This is a genomic window from Spirosoma koreense (genome assembly GCF_054777875.1).
Genome location: NZ_BAAHAC010000002.1, coordinates 115,988 through 134,149 on the forward strand (window position 1 = coordinate 115,988; position 18,162 = coordinate 134,149).

Annotated in this window: 16 protein-coding genes; 7 read left to right on the forward strand and 9 right to left on the reverse strand. The window is 51.7% G+C overall.

Annotated features, from left to right (window positions below):
• Positions 1–4 precede the first annotated feature (4 nt).
• The 3 genes from ACYVC2_RS01140 to ACYVC2_RS01150 form a co-directional block, all read right to left on the reverse strand.
• Positions 5–583, reverse strand: a complete 579-nt coding sequence (locus tag ACYVC2_RS01140) for an OmpH/Skp family outer membrane protein (protein ID WP_461100430.1) — start codon at positions 581–583, stop codon at positions 5–7.
• A 119-nt stretch (positions 584–702) separates the two neighbouring features.
• Positions 703–3,249, reverse strand: coding sequence for an outer membrane protein assembly factor BamA (bamA, locus tag ACYVC2_RS01145; protein ID WP_461100881.1), 2,547 nt, complete (start codon positions 3,247–3,249; stop codon positions 703–705).
• A gap of 152 nt (positions 3,250–3,401) precedes the next feature.
• Complete coding sequence (locus tag ACYVC2_RS01150; protein ID WP_461100432.1) at positions 3,402–4,139, reverse strand: isoprenyl transferase; 738 nt, start codon at positions 4,137–4,139, stop codon at positions 3,402–3,404.
• A gap of 302 nt (positions 4,140–4,441) precedes the next feature.
• Here ACYVC2_RS01150 and ACYVC2_RS01155 point away from each other — a divergent pair, with 302 nt between their 5' ends.
• From ACYVC2_RS01155 to ACYVC2_RS01165, 3 genes are all read left to right on the forward strand, one after another.
• Entirely contained in the window at positions 4,442–5,401 is a 960-nt protein-coding gene (locus tag ACYVC2_RS01155) for a fasciclin domain-containing protein (RefSeq protein WP_461100433.1), read from the forward strand.
• Positions 5,402–5,503: 102 nt separating this feature from the next.
• Positions 5,504–6,427, forward strand: coding sequence for an FKBP-type peptidyl-prolyl cis-trans isomerase (locus ACYVC2_RS01160; protein WP_461100434.1), 924 nt, complete (start codon positions 5,504–5,506; stop codon positions 6,425–6,427).
• 236 nt (positions 6,428–6,663) lie between these two features.
• A complete protein-coding gene (locus ACYVC2_RS01165; RefSeq protein WP_461100435.1) occupies positions 6,664–7,563 on the forward strand; it encodes an FKBP-type peptidyl-prolyl cis-trans isomerase in 900 nt (299 codons plus the stop codon).
• A gap of 127 nt (positions 7,564–7,690) precedes the next feature.
• Here the strand turns inward: ACYVC2_RS01165 and ACYVC2_RS01170 are convergent, their stop codons facing one another.
• Together ACYVC2_RS01170 and ACYVC2_RS01175 are read right to left on the reverse strand one after the other, a co-directional pair.
• On the reverse strand, positions 7,691–8,470 hold the full coding sequence (locus ACYVC2_RS01170) for a 3-hydroxyacyl-CoA dehydrogenase (RefSeq protein ID WP_461100436.1): 780 nt from the start codon (positions 8,468–8,470) through the stop codon (positions 7,691–7,693).
• Positions 8,471–8,576: 106 nt separating this feature from the next.
• Entirely contained in the window at positions 8,577–10,145 is a 1,569-nt protein-coding gene (locus tag ACYVC2_RS01175) for an FAD-dependent oxidoreductase (protein ID WP_461100437.1), read from the reverse strand.
• A 436-nt stretch (positions 10,146–10,581) separates the two neighbouring features.
• Here ACYVC2_RS01175 and ACYVC2_RS01180 point away from each other — a divergent pair, with 436 nt between their 5' ends.
• A complete protein-coding gene (locus tag ACYVC2_RS01180; protein WP_461100438.1) occupies positions 10,582–11,208 on the forward strand; it encodes a LuxR C-terminal-related transcriptional regulator in 627 nt (208 codons plus the stop codon).
• Between the two features lie 190 nt (positions 11,209–11,398).
• Here the strand turns inward: ACYVC2_RS01180 and ACYVC2_RS01185 are convergent, their stop codons facing one another.
• The 4 genes from ACYVC2_RS01185 to ACYVC2_RS01200 all read right to left on the reverse strand — a co-directional run bounded on the left by ACYVC2_RS01185 (position 11,399) and on the right by ACYVC2_RS01200 (position 14,543).
• Positions 11,399–12,088, reverse strand: coding sequence for a YjjG family noncanonical pyrimidine nucleotidase (locus ACYVC2_RS01185; protein ID WP_461100439.1), 690 nt, complete (start codon positions 12,086–12,088; stop codon positions 11,399–11,401).
• 69 nt (positions 12,089–12,157) lie between these two features.
• A complete protein-coding gene (locus ACYVC2_RS01190) occupies positions 12,158–12,463 on the reverse strand; it encodes a (2Fe-2S) ferredoxin domain-containing protein (RefSeq protein WP_461100440.1) in 306 nt (101 codons plus the stop codon).
• Positions 12,464–12,612: 149 nt separating this feature from the next.
• A complete protein-coding gene (locus tag ACYVC2_RS01195) occupies positions 12,613–14,070 on the reverse strand; it encodes a Gfo/Idh/MocA family protein (RefSeq protein ID WP_461100441.1) in 1,458 nt (485 codons plus the stop codon).
• A 131-nt stretch (positions 14,071–14,201) separates the two neighbouring features.
• Entirely contained in the window at positions 14,202–14,543 is a 342-nt protein-coding gene (locus ACYVC2_RS01200; protein ID WP_461100442.1) for a hypothetical protein, read from the reverse strand.
• 242 nt (positions 14,544–14,785) lie between these two features.
• On the opposite strand from ACYVC2_RS01200, the gene ACYVC2_RS01205 reads away from it, so the two are divergent.
• The 3 genes from ACYVC2_RS01205 (at position 14,786) to ACYVC2_RS01215 (ending at position 18,152) form a co-directional block, all read left to right on the forward strand.
• Positions 14,786–15,967, forward strand: a complete 1,182-nt coding sequence (locus ACYVC2_RS01205) for a sensor histidine kinase (protein ID WP_461100443.1) — start codon at positions 14,786–14,788, stop codon at positions 15,965–15,967.
• A gap of 10 nt (positions 15,968–15,977) precedes the next feature.
• Positions 15,978–16,730, forward strand: coding sequence for a LytR/AlgR family response regulator transcription factor (locus tag ACYVC2_RS01210; RefSeq protein WP_461100444.1), 753 nt, complete (start codon positions 15,978–15,980; stop codon positions 16,728–16,730).
• A 138-nt stretch (positions 16,731–16,868) separates the two neighbouring features.
• Positions 16,869–18,152 (forward strand): Gfo/Idh/MocA family protein, encoded by a 1,284-nt coding sequence (locus ACYVC2_RS01215; RefSeq protein WP_461100445.1) that lies wholly within the window; start codon positions 16,869–16,871, stop codon positions 18,150–18,152.
• Positions 18,153–18,162: the final 10 nt, after the last annotated feature.

An 18,162-nucleotide genomic window follows, 5' to 3' on the forward strand; every position in this document is an offset into this window, starting at 1 on the left:
GTATTTACTTAGGATTTGTGGTTGATTTATTTGTATTCGTTGGATTGCCGTTGGTGGCGGTTGGTTTAATGTCGATACCCAGTTCTTCCATGACGTAATCCGAATAGTCGTGCCGGGGATTGGTATAAAGCATCACAAAATCAGAAGCTTTGTCGAAAATAAAGTCCAGCTTTTTCTGAGTGGCTACTTTCTCGACGGCCCGATTGACCATATCCATGGGCACTTTCATCAGCTCTTTCTTTTTCTCATATAGAAGTCCCTGATAGCCAAACACTTTATTATTGTACTCCCGCGCTTCCCGCTCTTTGTCACTAATCGTCCGCTGACGATCGCGTTTCATGTCTTCGGTCAGCAGGATTTCTTCTGCCTGGTATGCTTTCTGCAATTTGTCGATCTCGACATATTTATCCTGAATATCCTTCGACCACTTGTCGGCAAACTTATCAATTTCGCTCAGTGCTTTCTGGTAGTCAGGCATCTTACCCAGAATAAATTCCGTATCGACGTACCCAAACTTTTGCGCCCGCGCGGGGGTTGCAAGCCAAACGGCGCACAAAAGTACGAAAATTAAGGCTTTTTTCATTATACCGCCAGTCATTTTTTACAGGAAGTAATTGATTCTCAGGAATGGTAGAAGGAACCTCTGCCGCTCTGTGAGCGACAAAGATTCCTCTGTATTAAAACGCCGTCCATGCCGAAATCTTATCTGATCTGCTGACCAATCGTGAAGTGGAACTGGCCCGAAGCTTTATCCTTGACCCCTGGAATCTTGTCGAAGCCATATCCATAATCGATCCCGATCAGGCCGAAAGCAGGCATAAAGATACGAGCTCCAAAGCCCATTGACCGCTTCAGATCGAAGGGGTTATATTGTTTATAGCTCCCCCAGTTGTTACCCGCTTCGAGGAATGTCAGGACGAAAATTGTAGCCGACGGATTCAGTGAAACCGGATACCGCAGTTCGGCAACGAACTTGTTGTATACTACGCCCCCCTGGCTACGGGTTTGTGCGTCGGATGTTCGGTCGTAATCAGCCGTGTAAACGCTGCGATCGTCATAACCGCGCAAGCCAATAATGTCCTGTGCGAGGGCGAACTGACCTTGGCCAGCCAGACCCGATCCACCCAGCACGAAGCGTTCGAACGGCCCGATCGCCGTGCGTTTGTTGTAGCTACCCAGGAAGCCCAGGTGAGCCCGGGTGTTCAGCACCAGTTTACCGAAGACGGTCTGGAACCAGCTCGCATCGAACATCCACTTGTGGTATTCGACCCACTTGTATTTGTCTTCGGGCTTCTCGGTGGCTGTTACCGTACGCCAGGCCGAATACGGCGGTGTAAACGAACCACTCAACGTAAACGACGATCCATTCCGCGGGAACTGTGGGTTATCGATGCTATTCCGAGACAGAGTAGTGTTGAACGTAATGTTGTTCGATATCCCGTTTTTGTACCCGATGTAGAACAGGTCAAGGTTGTTCAGGTCGTAGCGCTGGTAGGTTAACGAATTGCTCAGCGAGAAATAATCGTCCGGCACTTTAAGCTGGCGACCTAGCCCAACCGTCAGGGCGGTATTGGTATACGATCCCGTTGGCGTACGCCCCTGCAAACTCTGATAGATGCTATAGGGGTTGTTGGCGTCGTAGAAGGTTTTATAGACCGTATGGCTGGCACTGACCGAGAAGGCATTTGGCTTGCGCCCACCCAGCCAGGGCTCCGTAAACGACAGCGAATATACCTGATACTGACTACCGTTGGCCTGAAAGCGCAACTGTACCCGTTGACCATCACCCGCTGGCAACGGACGCCAGGCGCTCAGATTCGGAATATTCCGGGCCGAGAAGTTATTGAACGTCAAACCGAGGGTACCGACGAAGCCAACGTAACCGCCCCAACCACCCGATAATTCAATCTGGTCAGATGGTTTTTCTTCTACACTGTACTCGATATCGACGGTTCCGTCGCTTTGCGGTACCGGATTGATTCCAATTTTTTCAGGGTCGAAATAGCCCAGGGTCGATAGTTCGCGCTGGGTACGGATCAGGGCGGTTTTCGAGAATTTCTGGCCCGGCAGCGTCCGGATGGTGCGCATCACCACGTGGTCGCTGGTTTTGGTGTTTCCGTTCAGGATCACCCGGTTGATCGTGGCCTGTTTTCCCTCAAAAATGCGAATTTCCAAGTCGATCGAATCACCGTCTATAGCTTTCTCGATGGGTTGTGCATTGTAGTACAGGTAGCCCAGATCCATGTACTGCGAGCTCAAATCCTGACCGGGATTCCCATTCATGCGTTTTTCCAGGTCTTCCGGGTTGTAGACATCCCCTTTCGTGACACCCAGCACCTGTCGAAGCTGATCGGCAGTGTACAAATAGTTACCCGAGAAGTCGATCTTACGGTAGTAATATTTATGGCCCTCGTTGAGCTTTATGTTCAGACGAATGCTGTTCGCTCCGGTATTGATGACCGTATCGCTCTCGATAGCCGCGTCGCGGTAGCCTAGTTTGTTGTAATACTCGACCAGTTTCTGCTTATCTTCTTCGTATTTTTTCGGAACGAATTTAGACGGGGTGAATACTCGGCCGAAGCGCATTTCTTTGGTGCTTTTCATTTTCATCCGCACCGCCGTTTCATCTACTTCATTGAGGCCCTCGAAGTTGATTTTGGCAATTTTCACCTTCTGCCCTTTATCGACCAGCACCCGCATGGTTGCGTTATTCCGGGTGCTGTCGGGAATCGTGGTGATTTTTACTTTTGTGTTCAGATAGCCCTTATCGACGAAGAATTTGCGCACGGCCATCTGGGTATTTTTGGTAATCGTGTTGGTCACGATTTTACCCAGATTAAGTTTAACCTTGTCTTTGAGGTTGTCCTGCTCACCTTTTTTAACGCCCATAAACGTTACCCGATAAAGCCGGGGACGCTCCTGCGCCCGAAACAGCAGGCTTACTTTTCCTTCGCCCGCGTGGGTGGCAAACAACTCGACGTTGTCTAACAGCCCCGACTCCATCAACTTGCGGACCGATGAGCCGATCGCTTCGCCCGGAATCCGGATTTTATCGCCTATTTTCAGACCTGCCAGCGACACCAGTGAGTTCGGGTCCAGATAGCGCGTACCGGTCATGGTCAGCCCGGTAATTTCATATTCTTTCGGATTTGCGTAATTCAATAATTCGTCATCACTGACCGGAGTTTCCACCGGCCGCCCGACCCCCACCCGCACCTGCGCCCGAACATAGGCGGGCATCAGGCCCATAAGCAGGCAAATCGCTCCCAATATGACTTTTATACGGTGTTCCAAGTTAGTTACGTATTATGTTGTTGATTGTCAGGATTCAATTTACGAAGTTGGCGTTGGAATCGGCCTGAAGAATTCAGGCTTTTTCAGCTGCCGCGTGATTTTATCCCTTATTTAACTAATTGTTCGCTGGTTTTACCAAACCGCCGTTCGCGTTGCTGATAATTCAAAATAGCTTCGTACAGATGATTTTTCCGGAAATCGGGCCAGAGTACTTCGGGCATATACAACTCCGCATAAGCCAGTTGCCAGAGCATAAAATTACTGATACGCATTTCGCCACTGGTTCGGATCATCAGCTCAGGATCGGGTATGTTGCCCGTGGTGAGGTGCTGGCTAAACAAGGTATCATCGATCTGGTCCGGGGTCAGTTTACCGTCTCGCACGTCGGCCGCCAGTTGACGGGCAGCCTCCACGATCTCCCAGCGCCCGCTGTAGCTCAAGGCCAGAATGAGTGTCAGGCCCGTATTTCCCTGCGTTTCACGCATGGCTTCGGCTAATTCGCGCTGACAGTCGGTAGGCAGACTTTGGGTATGGCCGATCGTTGCCAGCCGTACGTTGTTGTCCATTAACGTTTTAATCTCATCGCGGATAGTATGGACCAGCAGCGTCATCAGTGCATCGACTTCGAACTTTGGCCGATTCCAGTTTTCGGTAGAGAATGCGTAAAGTGTCAGGTACTTTACGCCTAACTCGGCACACCCTTCCGTTACTTCACGTACCGCCTTAATCGCATTGCGGTGGCCAAATACCCGGGCCGCTCCCTGCCGTTTGGCCCAGCGACCGTTTCCATCCATGATAACGGCTATGTGCTTAGGCAGATTGCTCGGGTTAATGTGTTCCTTCATCCCAATCGGGGAGTTTTAACAGTATTTAACAGAACCGCGAAGATACGCAAATTTAGTCGGTTCTTTGAGTCTGCTGACTTGAAACACAGTGCAAATAAATCGAATCGTTGCTGTTGTTGGCGCTTTCAATCCTCAGTTTTATAATTATTTAACGAATCCGCTCTTTGGGTCGGCGCGGAGCGGCATCCGTATGTCTCAGCAGGCGCACAAACTATCTTGCGTATCTTTGCCAGCGGGAAGCATAAACCAAGCTTGCCACACGTTTTGTGAATACAAGCCTGTCATTTCATTTCTTACGTTATATGATGACTTCTTTTTCGGGGCTGTCAGGGCGGATTGCAATCCTGGCGCTGGTGCTACTGACAACGGTGGGTTGCAGCACCAACGACGACACCGTCGCTGTTCCTCAAACCATACCCGACCGAATTCAGGAAGATAGTCAGTTCAGCTTATTGCGGGCGGCCGTAGCCTATGCCAACGTTGGGGATGCACTCAAAGCCGGTAACCTGACCCTGTTTGCGCCAACGGACTCCGCTTTTCAGGCGTCGGGGCTGGGAAGCCTGAGCGCCATTACGGCCCTGCCCCAGGAGCGGGTACGCGCGCTGGTTCTGTACCATACCTTATATGGCTCATCGAACGCAGCCAGAATTCCGACCGGCACGAATGCGGTGGCCATGGCCAGCCAGGGTATTGCCTATATCAGTAAAGCCAGCGACGGAACCACGTACGTCAACAATGCGAAACTGATCCAGGCTGATCTGACCGAAGCCAATGGGTACATTCATAAAATAAACCGCGTCCTGACTCCTTCGACCGGGAATTTGCTAGCGAGCATTCAACAGAATACCAACCTTACCTACCTGTCAGCCGCCTTAAAGCGAATCGGTTCCAGCAACCCAACCCTGTTGGCCACCCTGAACAATTCGGCGTCTACAAACCCTGTCACCATCTTTGCGCCAAACGACGATGCGTTTAAAGCAGATAGCCGGTACAATAGCCTCTCAGCGATCGAATCGGCCGACGTACAGACGCTGGCCAACACGTTGCTGTATCACGTTACATCGGGGGTGCTTTTCTCCAGCCAATTTCAGACCGGCACGATCACGTCGCTGCTGAACGGGAATAAATTTACGGTAACGGTCGGTTCGAATCAGACGACTCTCAAAGGAAACAGAAATCAAACCACGGCTACTGTAAAACAGGCTGATATACCGACTACTAATGGCGTGATCCACATTATCGATAAAGTTCTGCAACCGTAACCGATCGGCATATTTCTAAAAAATTTAAGGAATACCGCAACCCTTTGCCCCGAACAGGGGTCAGTAAGCGTACTGGCAGTATGTCGTTTCTTTTCAAGTTTCATGCATAAGCTTCATCTCATTATCGTACTTATCGCCTTACTGGGCGGATTAGCCTCCTGCAAAACGGATGTTGACCCGAGCGGTACGTCATCGGCTACGCTGGATGCCAACAAAGCGGATATTATGACCTATGCCACTTCCAAAGGCATTTCCGGAAGCATGACCACGTCAGGCTTATACTATGCGGTAAGCCAGGCCAGTTCGTCGACCGTAACCCCCGCTTTTGGCCAGGAAATCGAATTCAACTACAAGTTATACGTGTTGAATGGCCCCAGCAACTCCACCGTTACGAGTGGCGTTACCGACACATTGATCGACACGACCTACGCATCGACTTCCGTCTACTATCCGTTTTTTTCGGGTTCGCTGAAACAAGGTCTACAGGAAGGCTTTTTGCAAATGCACGAAGGCGACAAGGTTACACTTCTGATTCCCTCAGCGCTGGCGTTTGGCAGTGGATCGACCCCCACCGTGCCGGCCAACTCACCTGTTCGGTACGACATCACCCTGAAGCGGGTCCGTACGGAGGATCAGCAAATCAACGAGTACATCGCGGCTAATAAGCTAACCGTCACCGAGACAACCTCCGATGCACTGCGGTTTATCAAGACTGTATCCGTCGATTCAACCATCCAGGTTCCGACCAGCGATAAAACCCTGACTATTCGCTACACAGGAAGGCTCCTGCGTGCTGCAATCCCGTTCGATAGCCTGGGATCAACCGTCACTTATTCGAAAACAAAAATGCCCGCCGGCTTTAACGAGGGCCTGGCCAAACTTAGGGTGGGCGAAAAAGCAACGCTTATTTTTCCCTCTTCGATAGGATACGGTACCACCGGAGCGGTAAATAGTTCGACTGGCCTGTATGTCATACCGCCTGGTACACCCCTGCGTTACGACGTAGAACTGGTCAATGCACTATAACTAGTGTGGCATGGTTATGTTACACCCATTAGCCGAAGTCGATCCCTATTCGCTACCAAAGGCAATAAAGCCAGCATGATGGTCGTACTCAACTAGACAGATTGATCCAACTAAGGCTTTTTATTGAACAGAATGTAACCGAGGCTACGGCTTTAACCGGTTTTGCTGTTAACGTTCCGATGTTTTGCCACATTTGTGGACTAACCTGCGTATTATCATTTGTTTCTCTATTCCTCATGCATAAACTTCATTTATTCAGTTTCGGCGCGCTGATGCTGGGCGCACTGGCGTCCTGCAATAACAGCATCGATCCGGGTGTCGACACGTCTGCCATTTTTCAGTCCAATGTGGCTGATATTAATAATTATGCCACCAGCAAAGGCTTGTCGGGCACATTAACTAGCTCGGGTCTATACTATGCCTTAACCAAGCCCGGCAACTCGTCGATTGCCACGAGTATCGGTCAGGAAGCCGAAATCAATTACACGCTGTATTCCTTGATCCGCAGCAGCGCGAACTCCGCTGTTGTCGCTGACCGCAAAGTCGATTCGACCTACGCATCGACCACAACGTTGTACGGTACACTGGTACAGAGCACTTCGGGTCTGATCGAGGGATTATTGCGCATGCACGAAGGGGATCAGGCCACCCTGTTGATGCCATCTATTCTGGCGTTCGGAACCGAGTCTGCTTATAACGGACTGATTCCAGCTAATACACCCGTCCGGTTCGATGTAACGTTGAAGCGTACCCGCACCGAAGACCAGCAAATCGACGAATATCTGACCGCGAATAAACTAACACCGACCGAAGTTACAACCAGCGGATTGCGCTTTGTTAAAACGGGCAGTAATTCAAGTGGGGCTACGCCTACCTCTACTCAAAGCCTTATTGTAAGGTACTCAGGCAAGTTGTTACGAGCGGCTTCCGCCTTCGACAGCACCGGTACCGGTACCCGGATTTTCGCTCTGGGCAACACCATCTCTGGGTTTAGCGAGGGCCTTGCAAAACTCAAAGTGGGTGAAAAAGCGACTTTGGTGTTCCCATCGAAAATCGGCTACGGTCCAGACGGATATCAGAAGATTCCACCTTACGCACCCCTCCGCTTCGATATAGAGCTGGTTGGCGTACAATAACTCCTTTATCAGCCGAATCAGGGAAGTTTCAGCGATCGAAACCTTATCGGCCGGGTCAAGATGAATTTCTACACAAAAAGAGCCGCTTAAAAAAGCGGCTCTTTTTCTTACACAAGCTGTTCAGTGACTACTTCGGTGCCATGCGGATCGCACCATCCAGTCGGATCACTTCGCCGTTCAGCATGGGGTTTTCGATAATACTTTTGACCAGCAGGGCATATTCGGCCGGACGACCCAGCCGCGACGGAAACGGTACCTGCTGACCCAGCGACAGTCGGGCTTCTTCAGGAAGGCCCGCCAGCAAAGGGGTTTCAAATAACCCTGGGGCAATGCTCATCACCCGAATCCCCGATCGGGCCAGATCGCGGGCAATGGGTAAGGTCATCCCAACGATGCCGCCTTTAGAAGCCGAATAAGCCGCTTGTCCGATCTGCCCGTCATAAGCCGCTACTGAAGCGGTGCTGATAATTACGCCCCGTTCGCCTTCGGCGTTGGGTGCATTTTTTTCCATCGCCAGCGCGGCTAGCCGAATCACGTTGAAAGTACCGATCAGGTTAACCGCAACGACCTTCTGAAAAACTGCCAGCGAATGGGCGCCGTACACGCCATCGACCTTCCCGAGCGTTTTGCGGGCTTCGGCTACCCCGGCGCAGTTGACGTTGATGTGTAAGCCGCCAAAGGTTTCGATTGCCAGATTAATGCCCGCTTCTACCTCAAGCTCATTGGTCACGTTGGTAGGATGAAATCGAACCGAGGAACCCAGTTCTTCGGCCAGCGTCTGTCCGCGCTCTTCATTCAGATCGAGAATAACGACATTCGCACCGTTGGCGACAAGCTGCCGCACAGTAGCCTCGCCAAGGCCGGAAGCTCCTCCGGTGACGATGGCCGTTGAGTTGGTAAGTTGCATAGATGATGTATTGCGCGGGTTCTAATCCGCATTGAATGACTAAAAATGCGGCTTAAAACTGGTACGCCAGCCCGGTGGTACGCCAGCCCAGTAGTTCCCGCTCCTTTTATTTGGTTTGCTTATGAATCAGCTGCTGCAGTTTTGCTACATCGATGTCCTGCACCGCCTTCTTCTCGTCGATAGCCAGACAGGCGGCCTGTGCGGCCGATTGACCTAACACCATAAACACCGGCTCCATCCGGATGGAACCATAGGCAATATGACTGGCCGATAAACAAACGGGAACCAGCAGGTTCTGGATACTGCCCCGCTTCGGAATAAGGGCCCGGTAACTGACCGGATACGGCGGAAAGCCCCCAACCTGTACGTCGCCTTCGTTCCGCACCTGCGCCACACCTCCTGCACCTTCCACAATAAGCCGCTGGCAATTGTGCGAGTCCATGGTATAGGCCGCCATGCCGGCTGGATCGGGCACCGTAACTTTTCCCTCGCAATTCGCCTGAGTCATCACGTATTCACCCACTAACCGACGGCCCTCCCTGATATAAAGCTGAGGTGTAAAATGATCGTTATCGATGTATTCGTCTTTCGGATAACCCCATAGCAGCATCTCATCGCGTAGGTGTTTGGGCATTCGTGGGTCGTGACCAATGAAATAAAAGAATCCTTTCGTATAGCTCACATGATCACGAATAATTTCGGCCCGCCGGGCATAGTCGCCATCCGGATAATCATAATTTGCGCCGATCATATCGGTCGATAAGCCCCCGCAGTTATTGATGTCGGTTTTCCGGTTGGGCATCATCACAAAGTGCATCAGGTTCCAGGTAAGCTCTTTGGGCATCTTTTTGGCGATCTGCCGCAGTAGCAACTCATATTTCGTTGAATCGTACCCCTCCGGGCGCGTAATTGGCAGGCGGTTTGCCGGATCGTCGGTCAGGCATAAGCGAAAATTATACGCCTGTACGCTCTTGTCGGCAGTGCCATTAGGAGCCAGTTTCGCCGTACTGACGCCCCAGATCAACCCGCTTTCGGGCTTGCCGGGCACCACGTACGGGTCGACGCCATCCGGAAACTGGTGTTTATCGCGAAACTGCACTCCATTGAGCGACTCGTTGTACTGACTGGCAGCTTCCCGACCGACGGTATAGGCAACGCCTGCTTTGGCCATCAGATCGCCTTCGTAGGAGCAGTCGATGAACTGCTTCGCTCGCACGGTTCGGTTACCGGTTTGGTCCGGCGAGGCCGGTTCGAGCACGACCTCCTGAATCAGGTTCTTTTGCGTTTTGGCCGACGCCAGCCGATACGCATACCAGACGGTTATAGCCGCTTCGCTGATGTACTGGTTGAATACGGCTTCGGCTACGTGCGGCTCAAACGTCCACTGCTCCGGTTGCCCGTAGTGCTGCCCAATACGCCGGTAAAAATTCCGTGATAAGCCCGTGATCGCCTGCTTATTGCCGATGTCGGTAGCGCCTAGCCCACCCGACGACATCCCGCCCAGGTGACGACTAGGCTCGATCAGCAAAACCGATTTCCCGGATTTTTTAGCCGAATAAGCAGCAATGACGCCCGCCGAAGTACCGCCGTAAATGCACACATCGACGCTGGTAGGTTGTCCATGCAGAACAAAAGGAAGAACGATACCAAGAATAGCGTGGAACAATCGGTTCATAAGCGAATCGGGTTGAAATAGAATGGTGTTTCGTGATCGGTATGATTTCAATGTAGGAATTTATCGAAATAAAAGCGTCCTGAGGCAATGAGCCTACTATAGAGCGCGGAAATAGGAAGAAAATACTAGTGTTGATTACAAAATCAGACTCAATTACTAAGTGGTCGGATAGCTTTAACTAAATACCCAATCCTCCTGCATGACCCTGGAAGCATTCTTCTTTTAAGGGCTAGTCTTTCGGAAGCCGAAACCTGACTATTGAAAGCTCAGGACCCGGTTGAGCATAAAAGGACCGGATAATAGAATGAATATTGGCTTGGCCCAATGGCGGTTGTTCTTTACAAATCGATCCATTATGTTAGCGATAGAGACCTCGTTGTATACATTCCGTGTGCATACCCGAGATACCTAACCTTCCTCCGTAACGAACCTTATTATGGTAATTCTCATCGCGGATGCCCACGCTATGATCCGACGTAGTGTGCAACTCCAGCTTGCCGATCTGTTTCCTCAAGCCACCTACATCCATTGTGATTCGCTTGCCTCGCTGGAGCAGACCCTCACCCAGCACGCTGCCGACCTGCTGATCATGGCTCTGCTGCTGGCCTTACCGGATTATCGCTCCGTCATTCAGCGTATCCGGCGGTGCTACCCCACCCTGCGGCTGCTGATCTTTACAAGCCTGGACGAACAGCGCCATGCGCTGCCAGCGCTGCAGGCCGGGGCGGATGGGTATCTGTCCAAGCAAGCTTCGGAAGCCGAATTCCTGCGTGCGGTGCAGGCTCTCTGGCAGGGTCAGACGTACGTCAGCGAAACTATCGATCAACGGCTAAAGAAGCGGCTCAACACGACCCGCCCCTTTATCCCTGACCCGCTGGAAAGCTTGTCGACTGGCGAACAAAAGGTACTCGAAGGACTATTGGCGGGCAAATACACTAAAGAGATCGCAGCCGATCTAAATCTAAAGCAGAACACGGTGAGTACCGTCAAAAAGCGCATTTTTCAGAAATTCGAGGTCAGTAGTCTGGTCGAACTGCTTGAAAAGATAAATCCCCATTCGTAATGGGACAGGAGGATAGCCTGGTCAAGTTGAACACCAGTCGAACCAGGCTATCCCAGATCAAGATAGCCTATCCAGACAATTGACTCTGTTTGTACTTTAGAGACTCATTGGTTCAGCTTCCGTATAAAAGCCTTATAAAGCTAACAACTGGACCGCAGGTAAGGTCCTGAACTTCTGCGGTCTATGGCGCCTACAAAATAGCCATCAATTCCTTCCAGTGGCGAATATCGTACGTAGGCTTGTCAGCAACAATGGCGCCCTGCGGATTGTAAAAGACGGTGTCCATTCCCACGCTTTTGGCTCCGAGAATATCGGCATCGTAATTATCGCCAATCATCAGGCTTTCCGCCACCGACGCCCCGCTGATGTCCATTGCAAACTGAAACACCAGTGGGTCGGGCTTTTTGGCGTTGGCGTTTTCGCTCGTAACTACATGCGTAAAATAGTGGGCGATCTCCGCACTAGCCATTTTTACGGCCTGGATTTCGGCAAAGCCATTGGTGATGATGTGTAGCGTATAACGTCCGTTCAGATAATCCAGGATTTCCCGCGCTGACTCCAGTAAATGCGGTTTCAGAGGCAATAGCCGTAGGTATTCGGCATTCAGGTCGACCTGAACAGCCGACTCATCTACGCCCAGCGATCGGAATACCATCGGAAATCGATGCTGCCGAATGTACCCGTGTTCAATGAGGTTTTTGTCGTAATCAGCCCATAACTTTCGGTTGATGTCGATGAAGTGCCGGCTGAATTCTTCAGCTGACGCAATCCCGACCTCCGTCAGCCGGAACGTCTCGAAGAGTTCGGTAAGACTCTCGGCCGAATTCCGGTCAAAGTCCCAGAGGGTGTGGTCGAGGTCGAAAAAAAGGTGTCTGTACATAAAAATGAGTTGCTGGTACTTAGCAGACAGCCGACGGCTATTGACTACTGTCTACTAAGTACCAGCAACTTAAAAGGCTAATTTCAGTCGTTCTACGGGCTGGTCGTTCACCAGGTGGCTATCTACGATTTCGTCGACGTCCGAGAGTTGAACATTTCCGTAGTAAGTGCCTTCGGGATAAACTACCAGTGCCGGTCCGAACGCACAGGCATCCAGGCAACCGGTCCGCTGAGCGCGCATATCTTTCTGTAACCCACGGGCAGCCAGTGCCGCTTTAAAGGCATCGACCAATTCGTTACCGTGCGCTTCGCCACAGGATTTCTTGGGAGCGGGTTTCTGATTATTGCAAATAAAAACGTGCTTCTTGTATTTCATAAGATCTCAGGAAATTCGTACTCAAAGGTACGCAATGAACCCCACCTTCTGGCTAAGTGGCTGGCATCAAAAGTAAGGGCGACTAAAAAGCCATTGACAGAACCTGAAATTGATTAGGTTCTGTCAATGGCTTTCATGAATGAAATTTTCTACAACTTTTTCGCCGTGCTTTTAGCCGAGGCCAGCGTTTTCTTCTTCGAAGCCGAAGGAGGGGCGCCCGGGCTTTTCTGTGTCATCGTAACCGGGTCCCAGTACACCACTTTCTGCTCGAAATAGCTTTCGTTGCAGGCCAGTACCGGTGCCGCAGCCCGAAAGCCGAACACCGGATCTTCGACGGTTCCCTGACTACCTTTCCGGACATTCTCGAAGAAGTTACCGAAATGTTTGGCGTGGGCATCGTCGTCTTTGGGAGCCGTAAACTTCACTTCCTTCACCGGTTCGGCCGTGCGGGTTTCGGGGGGGTATTTAGCGTCGTAGGCCTTGACGAATTCCTGCTGCACGGGCTCCGTGAACGTAAAGAAACTATCATAGTTGCCGTAACCGGGGGCAATAGGCAATTTCTTTTTGGTCATGATCAGATTGTCTTCCGAGAACTCGATCTGCCCTTCGTTGCCGATGATGCGGGTAACGTTGCTGATCTTACCTGCGTTGGCAAAATTTACGCGCAGCACCATCTGGAAAGCCTCGTGCTGATCGGTTTTGGGGTAATCCATGATGCACGACATCACATCCGGCACGTCGCGCCCGTCTTTCCAGTACGCCAGATTACCCGATGAGAAAATCCTGGTTGGCCCGAGGGTGTTCGTGACGAAATGAACGCCCGTAATGAGGTGGATAAACAGGTCGCCTGCTACGCCCGTACCGTAATCCTTATAGTTTCGCCAGCGGAAAAACCGGGTGGCATCAAACGGCCGCTTGGGCGCATCGCCCAGGAAACGGTCCCAGTCGATGGTTTGGGGCGATGCATCGGGCGGGACGGAGTAATTCCAGGCACCAATGGCATTAAATCGGTCGTTGTTCGACTCGATGTAATTGATCGCGCCAATTTCACCGGCCGCTACCAGCCGCTTAGCTTCCTGAAAGGCAGCGCTGCTGATCCGCTGACTGCCCACCTGCATGGTCTTACCGGATTTTTTCCAGGCATCGATAACGGCCTTGCCCTCGTTCAGGTGCTGCACCATTGGTTTTTCACAATATACGTTCTTGCCCGCTTTCAAAGCCGCAATGGTAATGTGGTCGTGCCAGTGGTCGGGCGTTACGATCAGCACCGCATCGACGTCCGGGCGCGCCAGGATCTCGCGGTAATCACGGGTCGTAAAGAGGTCCTTGTCTTTACCGAAAGCCGTTTTTGCGTGTTCGAGCCGACCAGTATATAAATCCGCCACACCGACCAGTTCGACATCGGGGTTCCGCAGAGCCGCCTGTGTGTCGTAGTTGCCCTGAATACCCATACCGATGGTGGCGATGCGGATCTTGTCGTTCGGGCTTACACGCACCAGATTTGGAATGTAAGCCGGAACACCGAACGGCCGGGCGACACTTTCTGTAGCAACCAGCGCCGAAGCTGCTGACAGGCTTTTTATAAACGTGCGTCTGTTGGGTTGCATGTCGTTTGAGTGATTTCGTGTACATCACTCAAAGCGGAAAGGCGTCAAAATTTACCTGAAAACTCAGGTTTCATCTCGCTGTAACTAACCAGACCGTTTATTTCTGTTACCCACAAGAAACGACGGCAACGCTATTTCCGATCGAACTGAATGGCTACCCATTGGCGATCGGTGGGCACCTGATGGGTTGCGTTCCAAACGAACATGGCCTGCTCAAGGGCCATGTTCAACTGACGCTTGGTTTGCCGGCGGGCGATGTTCAGTTTCCGACTGACGGTTTCTTCGTAAATCAACTTGCGGTCGTCGGTGTAAAAACGTACGGTACACTCACGACTTTTGGGTTGCGATTCGATTACCCAGAAACCTTCGCGGCTTACGATCGGATCGGGTTTGGCCTGGGCCCGTGCAGAGAACGAAGCGGCAGTAAATAAAAGGGCGATGGCCGCCAGGCGGAAGTTAGCGAAGGTGTTCATGGTATTCGTGTTTGGGTTGTGTTTTACGATTAGTCGATAACCGAATCAAAAATAGAAACAGCGGTACGCGTCTGCTCAGCTTTTCGCTTAACGACAGTTGCTGGACCTTATACACCCTTGTACTGTCTATCAGTGTTATTTAGCGATCACCGAGGCTGTTCAGCGACGATAGCGCGTCGTTTGTCGACAACTTAGTTAGCGGATAGCAGAACCGGTTCCATTTGTCTATTTTCGGGAAAGCAATGGCCAACTTGATGCAACGCCTGAACTACGAATTTGTCTTCTCGAATCAACCCCGGCAGCGGCTGGCACGACACGGCTTATTTTGGCTGACCTGGGTTCTGTTCTTTGCCTTTACCTATGCATTCCTGCCGACTCGCGTTCTGGTACATCAGGGTGTTTCCTGGCCACTGGCTTTCCTCGAAGGAGTTACCATTGCCAGTATGGACGCGATTTTATTTATGCCCGCACACATACTGTTCGCTTATGGCCTCACCGAGTGGATAATACCCCGATTTATGCTTAAAGAGCGGTATGGATGGGCGGTCACTTATACCGGCTTGCTGGTGGTGTGTATTACACTGACAGCCGCCTACCTGACGGTATACGTGGTAGATCCAGTGCATATTTATCTGAATATGCGTAGCTCAGGAAACGGTTTCGTCTTTGCAATGATGGCCGGGCTGCGGGGTGCAACGACGATTGGCGGCTTTGCGGCTGCCATTAAACTGGCCAAAATATGGTACCTGAAGCAGCAGGCCTACGAACAGATCGATCGGGAAAAATTACAGGCCGAACTGCAACTGCTCAAATCCCAGATCCATCCTCATTTTCTGTTCAATACGCTGAATAATCTGTATGGACTTACGCTTCAGAAATCCGATCACTCGCCATCGGTCGTCGTGAAGCTGTCGGAGCTGCTTCGGTACATGCTTTACGAATGCAATGCATCGGAAGTGCTGCTGCTGCAGGAGATTGAATTCATGCGCAACTACATTGGCCTGGAGCAACTGCGTTACGGCGACCGGCTGGATATGTCCGTCAGTATTTCAGGCGAGTACGAGGATAAGCTCGTGGCCCCATTGCTACTGGTGCCATTTCTGGAAAATGCCTTCAAGCACGGTACCAGCGAACAGCTTGAACAGGCCTGGATGCACGTCGACCTGTCGGTGCAGGGTTCGACGCTGAAGTTTAAGGTTATCAACAGCCGGGAATCGACGCCTTCGGATGCGCCAACCCCATATATGGGTGGCATTGGTTTGCAGAACGTCAAGAAACGCCTGCAACTGCTCTACGCCGATCGCTATGACCTGCGGATCACGGCCGAAGCCGAAACCTTTATGATCACGTTAACGCTGGCTCTACACTCTACGCCGTCGCCTGACTCGCAGCCCGCCGTCCGGTTGACGGAAGCCGCTTACTGACTCCTTTGCCATGATACCCATACGCTGTCTGCTTGTCGACGATGAACCCCCCGCCCTGGCGGTCATCGAATCGCATATCGAGATGATCGATAGTCTGGTTGTTGTGGGCAAATGTCATAATGCCATCCAGGCCTTCGGGCTCTTACAGACTACTCCGGTCGATCTGATGTTTCTGGATATTAAGATGCCCAAGCTATTGGGCACTGACTTCGTGCGGAGCCTGCCCCATCCGCCGAAAGTTATTTTTACGACGGCCTACCGCGATTATGCACTGGACGGTTTTGAACTCGACGTGGTCGATTATCTGCTGAAACCCATATCCTTCGAGCGATTTCTGCGCGCCGTTTCCAGAGCCATGCGGACCGAACTGGGAGTCGCCAACGCCGGACCACCCGAAACGGACCAGCTTTCGATAGCTGGCAAGTCCGCCGAATTGCCAGCCACCTCGTTTTTGTATTTTCGGGCCGACCGTAAAATGGTCAAGGTATTCGTACACGACATCCTGTATGTCGAAAGTCTGAAAGATTACATCCGAATCGTGACCACGGCGGCCCGGCCGTTGGTGGTTAAACAAAGCATTAGCTCGCTGGAGGAGATGCTGCCCGATTCGGGTTTCCTGCGGATTCACCGTTCGTTTATCGTAGCTATCGACAAAATCAATGCCTACACACCAAGCCACGTAGATATTGCGGGGCAGGAACTACCCATCGGCCGGCTTTACCATAAAGAAGTCAGTCAGGCACTGAAAATGGGAGCCAAATAAACAGCCCATTGGCCCGTCGTAGCGCCGAAATGGGGACTTCGGCCACGAAAAAACAACTGTCGTAGCGCAGGAGTAGTAGATTTTGGGGTAATGATGCTATTGATAGACAGCATGTAGCCCAACGAACCTGATTCGACCATGACTCCTCCACTGAATCGCCGGGAATTTCTCAAACAGAGCAGTGCGGCCACACTGAGTATGGCCTTGTTTCCAAATGTAAAACGGAAGGTTGCGCCCAGCGACCGGGTCCGGGTAGCGCACATCGGTCTGAACGGCATGGGTACGAATCACCTGAACTGGTTTGCCAAGCTCCCCGAAGTCGAAATCGTCGGGCTATGCGATCTGGACGAAACGCATCTGAACAAAGCGTACAGTTCCTTGCAATCGCTGCATCCCAACACGAGCGCGAAAACCTACGCCGACTTCCGTTACCTGCTCGACCGCAAGGATATCGATGCCATCACCTGTGCCACACCCGACCACTGGCACGCCCAGATTGCCATCATGGCTTTTCAGGCTGGAAAAGATGTGTACGGCGAAAAGCCGCTTTCCTACAGCGTTCGGGAAGGACAGAAAATGCTGAAAGCACTAAATCGGTACGACCGTATTTTTCAGCTAGGTACTCAGATTCATTCGGGCGATAACTACCACCGCGTGGTAGAAATTATCCGGTCGGGAGCCATTGGGAAAGTACACACCGTACGGCTCTGGAAAACCGGCTTCCCGCCCGTGCTTGGCCCAGCTACCTACCAAACCCCACCCGCTACCCTGAACTGGGACATGTGGCAGGGCCCCGCGCCGGTTTCGTTGTATACGCCCGAACGGTGCCATTTCACGTATCGGTATTTTCTGGATTATTCGGGCGGGATATTTCAGGATTTCTGGTGCCACATTGCCGATGTCGTCTGGTGGGCTATCAACCCTACAGGTCTCAAAAGCATCAAAGCCAAAGGCGAAGCCCCCGAAGGCATCGGTGATGCTCCCAAATGGATCGACATCGACTACGAATTCGACGGACTGAACCTGCACTGGACTAGCACCCCACCCAACGTGCCGGGTGCCGAAAAACGGGGCATCGGCGCTTATTTTGAAGGGGATAAAGGGACGCTCCTCTGCGACTACAATACCCGGGAGATCACCATCAACGGCGTCATGATGACCGACGTACCCGAAATTCCGATTACACTCGAACGCTCGCCGGGTCATCAGCAGAATTTCATTGATGCCGTCAAATCGCGCAAACAACCAGAATCGAATCTGGCTTACGCTCGCCAGATGACCATGCCCATGCACCTCGGACTGATTTCGTACCGGCTGGGCCAACCGCTGGAATGGAACGCGAAAAAAGAAAAGTTCCGGCATAATCCCGAAGCCAACGCGTTGCTATCGAGGGCCTACCGAAGTTCGTGGAAGTTAGTATAGACTTTTCGAC